Origin of the sequence: Poseidonibacter sp. (assembly GCF_041821165.1) — a bacterium.
GTDB lineage: Bacteria > Campylobacterota > Campylobacteria > Campylobacterales > Arcobacteraceae > Poseidonibacter.
The window spans coordinates 1-552 of sequence record NZ_JBGUES010000287.1; the positions used below are offsets into that span (position 1 = coordinate 1).

The 552-nt window shown below is 27.4% G+C and carries 2 protein-coding genes; both read right to left on the reverse strand.

Annotation, left to right across the window (positions count from 1 at the left end; all coding sequences use genetic code 11):
* Positions 1 to 99: 99 nt before the first annotated feature.
* On the reverse strand, positions 100 to 384 hold the full coding sequence (locus ACERKK_RS13195; RefSeq protein ID WP_373773535.1) for a type II toxin-antitoxin system RelE/ParE family toxin: 285 nt from the start codon (positions 382 to 384) through the stop codon (positions 100 to 102).
* Positions 374 to 552: antitoxin (locus tag ACERKK_RS13200; protein WP_373773536.1), on the reverse strand; the 179-nt coding region annotated here is incomplete at its 5' end. The genes ACERKK_RS13195 and ACERKK_RS13200, both read right to left, overlap by 11 nt.

Below are 552 nucleotides of genomic sequence, written 5' to 3' on the forward strand. Positions count from 1 at the left end.
ATAAAATATTTTGTATAGTTATATATCCTATCCTTGGAACTTTTTAATTACTAAGTATACTTTTTCAAGATATATTTGGATGGTAAGTGTTTATTTTGATTAGAATCTAGAATCCAAAAGCTTATAAATCTTATCATTTTCTCTTTTCCCAATAGCTAGAACAATTACGACTATTTCTTTATCTTTTACTTCATATGCTAATCTAAAACCTGCGTTTCTTAGCTTGATTTTGTAAACATCTTCAAAGCCTGATAGTTTATCTTTTGGAATTCTTGGATTTTCTAGTCTTTCTTTTAGTTTATTTTTGAACTGTTCTTTTATTTTAAAATCAATTTTATCCCATTCTTTTAGGGCTTTTTTGTGAAATAGTAGCTTATAAGTCATCTAGATTAACTTCTACTAGTTCATCTGTATCTTCAATTCTTTCTTTTACTTTATTAGATAACATATAGTCATCTACTATTTGCATTAATTTTTCGTATGTTTGAGCTGGCACTAGGTATGCACTAGCTTTATTGTGATTTAATATTGCCACTGCTTCATCTCCTGCTT

Coding starts and splice junctions, on each gene's coding strand:
- ACERKK_RS13195 (WP_373773535.1), bottom strand. CDS start 384: ATGACTTATAAGCTACTATTTCACAAAAAAGCCCTAAAAGAATGGGAT.